Source organism: Sulfurovum sp. (assembly GCF_041562805.1).
Lineage (GTDB): Bacteria > Campylobacterota > Campylobacteria > Campylobacterales > Sulfurovaceae > Sulfurovum.
On sequence record NZ_JBFFOH010000176.1, the window covers coordinates 1 to 4,719 of the forward strand.

Annotated in this window: 4 protein-coding genes; 1 reads left to right on the top strand and 3 read right to left on the bottom strand. The window is 37.2% G+C overall.

The features are described from left to right. The coding region (locus ABYK33_RS13810) for an endonuclease (RefSeq protein ID WP_373033862.1) at nt 1–698 on the bottom strand (698 nt) is incomplete at its 3' end. Nucleotides 699–706: 8 nt separating this feature from the next. After that, the gene (locus ABYK33_RS13815; protein ID WP_373033863.1) at nt 707–1,213 is read right to left on the bottom strand and encodes a shikimate kinase; all 507 of its coding nucleotides are present in this window, start codon (nt 1,211–1,213) and stop codon (nt 707–709) included. Nucleotides 1,214–1,739: 526 nt separating this feature from the next. On the opposite strand from ABYK33_RS13815, the gene ABYK33_RS13820 reads away from it, so the two are divergent. Further along, nucleotides 1,740–3,083, top strand: a complete 1,344-nt coding sequence (locus ABYK33_RS13820; protein ID WP_373033865.1) for an alkaline phosphatase PhoX — start codon at nt 1,740–1,742, stop codon at nt 3,081–3,083. Between the two features lie 737 nt (nt 3,084–3,820). Here the strand turns inward: ABYK33_RS13820 and ABYK33_RS13825 are convergent. Further along, on the bottom strand, nt 3,821–4,719 hold an 899-nt coding region (locus ABYK33_RS13825), incomplete at its 5' end, for a hypothetical protein (protein WP_373033866.1).

The window sequence follows — 4,719 nt, forward strand, 5'->3', positions numbered from 1 at the left end:
GATAATGTATCAATGGTCAGTGAAAACTCTTTATCATTTAAATCACACATGAGAACTGTGGGTGTATTTTTGTATTGTTTTATATCATAAAAAAGTGAAGATGCCTCACATAACCTTTGTTTTAAAGCTTTAGAACCTGTACCTTCTAAAGCTTTTAGTACTAATTCTTTTTTATGCTCCAAACTATGGTGTTCATTAAATACATATTCAAATTCATTGAGTCTATTTGATTTTAAGTGGCATACATACACTAAAAGTTCTTTTTCGTTAGGAAGTGTTATCGTTGCTTTTATAGGTATCCTTGAAAATTTGAAAGGGTCTTTATGGTCATTTCCAAAGTTGTGTTTCTCAATGCTAGGTAGATGTACTTCTACTACCTGTATGTTTGATATGGGGTATTTTGAAGCAATGGCAACGGTAGTAGTAACATATTTATATCTGTTATTTTTACTTAGTTTTGCTACATCAACAATTTTAAAATATTTAAAACCTAAGTCTTTGACAAGATTTCTTAAAGCCTTTCTCGAAAATACTTCCTGAAAGCCAATAATGTCACAATCCATTTTTACTATTTGATTCTTTATCCATGTAGTCTTTTCAAGCCATTGTTTTTGATTGAACTTGTCTTTTTTTGTATACCAGGAGTAGGGAGGCTCTACAAATTGAAAAAGATTAAATGTACCTAGTCTTATTTTCATGATGGAAGCTACAAAACTCTCTGATCTAAAATAAAATCATATATGAGATGTATAAAAACCGGTATCTTTTGATTGGCATCAACACTGAATTGTGCCAGTTCCCTATAGGTATCTATACGCTGGTCGAACAAGGCTCTGGCCCCAGATTCATCTTGAAGTAAAGGCCGTTTGTTACGTTCTTTCGCTGACAAGCGCTCCAGTATCACATCAAAGTCGGCATCTATGTTGATAATAAGAGACTTTTCCGGTATAGCACTGTATATAGGCAATCCACCTCCTGTAGCAATGATCTGACCCGTCTTTTGAGTGAGTTCATTAATACATTTTTGTTCAAGAGAGCGAAAATACTCTTCCCCCTTATTTTCAAAAATATCAGTAATACTACTGTTCTGTTCTGCTTCAATAACAGTATCAACATCCACAAAGTTTTTATATAGTTGCCTTGCAAGCGCTTTACCCACACTGGTTTTACCACTTCCCATAAAGCCTATCAATACTATGTTGTCGTACTGCAATGGGTAATCCTTTTACTGTTTTTTTTAGTTTATATACATCAACAGTTTCAAACTATTGTCTTTGATCGAACTTATCTTATTTTTATGATGCAAGTATATCTAAACATTGTTATGAGGGTAATCTGTGAATGGTATAAATAAGCCTTTTTTGTACTATCCCCATCTCCCCATGAAAAACAACAGTAGGACAGATGGAAAGAGTCATAATTCATTATAAAACCTCCTATATAGAACATTTTATAAGGTTTTCTATTGAAGGGTACAGATTTATAGTCCTTAAACGTCGCTACTGCGGTAAACGTTATAAAATATGTTAGATTATAAGGTTTCCATTTTTAATGATTGACCTTCGGATTATAAAAACTACTAAAACTTCTTTTTTAAGGTACAAAATGCAAAAATTTAATCACAAACCACACTAATCTCAACTATGAATTTTAGTATCCATATTGTAATAAAAATGTTATCAAATTGTTACGAATGAATCTTAAGATTGAGACGTCAAAACAAACAAAAAGGATAAAGAATGAAAAAAATAATTCACATGAGTGTTATATGTGCAGGTGCTATTGCTCTATCATTAACAGTAGCTAGTGCTAAAGACAATAACGGTAATGGTTATGGCAAACTTAAAGATTTTACAAAATATACACCACTGACACTATCTGCGAACTCAGATGAATGGGATGCTTCTGCACCATGGAAACTACCAGAAGGTTATACTCAAAGAGTTGTTTCTGATGAAACAGATTTGAACATCTATCCTGATGGTCGTGATGACTGGCATGATATGAACGTAGTAAATGAGACTGGTAAAAATGCTGGTCGATACATGTACCGTACACATGAGGTTCGTTTAGGTCGTGGTGATGATGTAGTTGACTCTATCGGTGGTACCGTATCTGTTGTTGATTTGGAGACTGGTGCCAGCTCAATCATCGCTCAATCTACAGAGTATACTGCACTTGATGGTATCGATTGGACACCATGGGGAACAGTTGTATTTGCTGAAGAAACAACTGGTGGTTCTTTCTTTGAGCTTATCCTTAATGACAATATGATTTCAGGAACTGTTATTGAGCGTCCAGCAGTAGGTCGTCTTGCACATGAAGGTATTCAGCTTGATAAAGATGGCAATGTTTATGTAGTTGATGAACACCGTGGTCGTACATCAGGTTGTACTGATTCTGTAACAGGAGAAACTATGATCCCTTGTGGTGGTGGTATCTACAAATTTGTACCTGCAACTTATGGTGATCTTTCAGCAGGTGAACTTTTTGTTCTTGGTTTTCCAGAAGGTAACCGTGATGGAACTGGTCAAGGAGCATGGTTAGGGCCAATCGATCCAGAAACTGCTCGTGAAGCAGGTACCAAAAAGGGTGGTGCTAGTTATCAGCGTCCTGAAGATTTAGAAATTATTGATGGTATTCTTTATGCAGCGGTAACTGAAGGACCACGTGACGAATATGGTAAAGAGTATTATGAAGGTCGTGTATTAGCGATTGATCTTGAAACTATGAAGGTAACTAACTTTGTTAAAGCTGGCGTGAATGTACCAGTAGAAATGGGCAAACCTGGTGAAGATGGTCATCAGACTGGTTTTGACAGTGTAGATAACTTGGCTAAAGCACCAAACGGTGAGTTAGTAATGGTTGAGGACAACAAGCCATCAGATATTTGGTTCGCATCAACTCAAACAAATGAGTATGGTGCTTCTAAATCAGTGAAATTATTTGCATCTTTAACTGATCCAGGTGCAGAAGGTTCAGGAATCTATTTCAGTCCAACTGATCCAGAGACACTATATGTTAGCATCCAGCACTCAGAAGCTGAAGATGGTGACGGTACTTGGGCAATCACTAAAGAATAAGTTATAAAAACTTAACTTCATTATATTGAAGTGGGCTTTGTCCCACTTCTTCTAGTCAATTCTTCTTAATAATCAAATTATTTTCTAAAATAAAAACTTTCCAGAACTATCACTAAGGATGAGACTATACTTCATGTAGAGGTGTGAGGGTAGTATTATATAAATGTTATTATTGTTTGACATAATACAGCAAATAAAAAGTACTAAAGGCAGTGATATAACAAAAGTAAAAGGGACTTTTAGTAATTGGTGTAAAAATGACAAAGAATTTATGCTGCTTGTATTGGGTATGAATATAGTAATCTATTCTTTAGCTCTTATCACCAATATCTAGCTTATTACATTTTGCAAGATCTGATACTGAGATAAATATCTTCTTATCAAAATTGTTATTGTCTTCATAAGTGAAGATTCGATTGTATAAAGATAGAAATTCTATCTCTATAGGAGATTATATTTTTAATTGCTTTTTTTAAAACCTTATAAAATATATAACTTTATGAGGTTTTCATAGTAATATTTATGTAAAGGTACAGTATCAGTTTGCTGAGAATCGTAGGTGTAGGCTGCTTGGAGCTTAAAGATAAAAAGGAGAAGGGAAGCGCAATGGTTTCAGCATCGGTATTTTCCTCTTTTGTACCATCTATCGGTGGTTTTGAGTGTTTAATTAGATTGGTGGCGGGTATACACTCCAACTTTTAAAGTTGGAGCAAAAAGAGCTATGAGGCTTCCCTTCTTTATTCGTTGACTTGGATGACATATGGCGAAAGCAGTGCGTTCGGGTTGGCGCCAGATGTTGATCCGGGTTTTATGTAGGCACGCTGTGTTATGCCCAGAGGATATCGCAACGGCACCTCGGTCGTATTGATCTCTACACAATAGTTACCTAAAGATGTTTCGCATGTTCTTGATACAACCGCAGTATAAAGCATCGGCAGCTGATCCTTGAGCCGTTGCGAGGCTTTCTCATACAGACCGTATGCCCGTAGAACGGCTTCAGCGGAACCTGTCAAATTTCCCTTATCAAATCCTGTTACATCGACATTGCTTTGTGAGATGCTGTCTATACCGTAGAAACCTTTCATGTTATAAACGCCTAGACTGATATAGGTCGCCGCATCATTGAGCGTATGGTTCACGCCGGTTACGATAACGGGTTGGTTATCCTTAAGCAAGCCGACAAACCCGAATCGGTACGCATCCGTATCCTGATTGTCCGCCAGACATATGGAACCTTCTTCAATGCACTCTTGTCCAACCAAACCTGCCAATTCTCCGGTCTCCATATCGGTTTCGCTGGTAAGCATCTTCTTGCTTTCCACAGGAAGTCCCGTTGTCATCTGCAGATGCGTTGCCAGCAGTGTCGTCAGTTCTACAAGTGAAGTGTTATAGTCTGATTCGTCGACGGTTATTTTTTCTGTATACTCCGGTGTCGGAAAGGCGGTGAAGGGCAGAGTGTTTTTTGAAACCCTGTATACGATAATATTGTTGTCTCTGGATGCTTTCCAGCGATCAGATGCTTCATCGTCTTCAGGCATCGCGTAACGTATCAGGGCGACAAAGTCATCAGCAGTGCTCTGTTTCCCAAGTATGGTGTTGTCACCAACGGGTTCTGTGAAAATGACTTGGCTTTGCA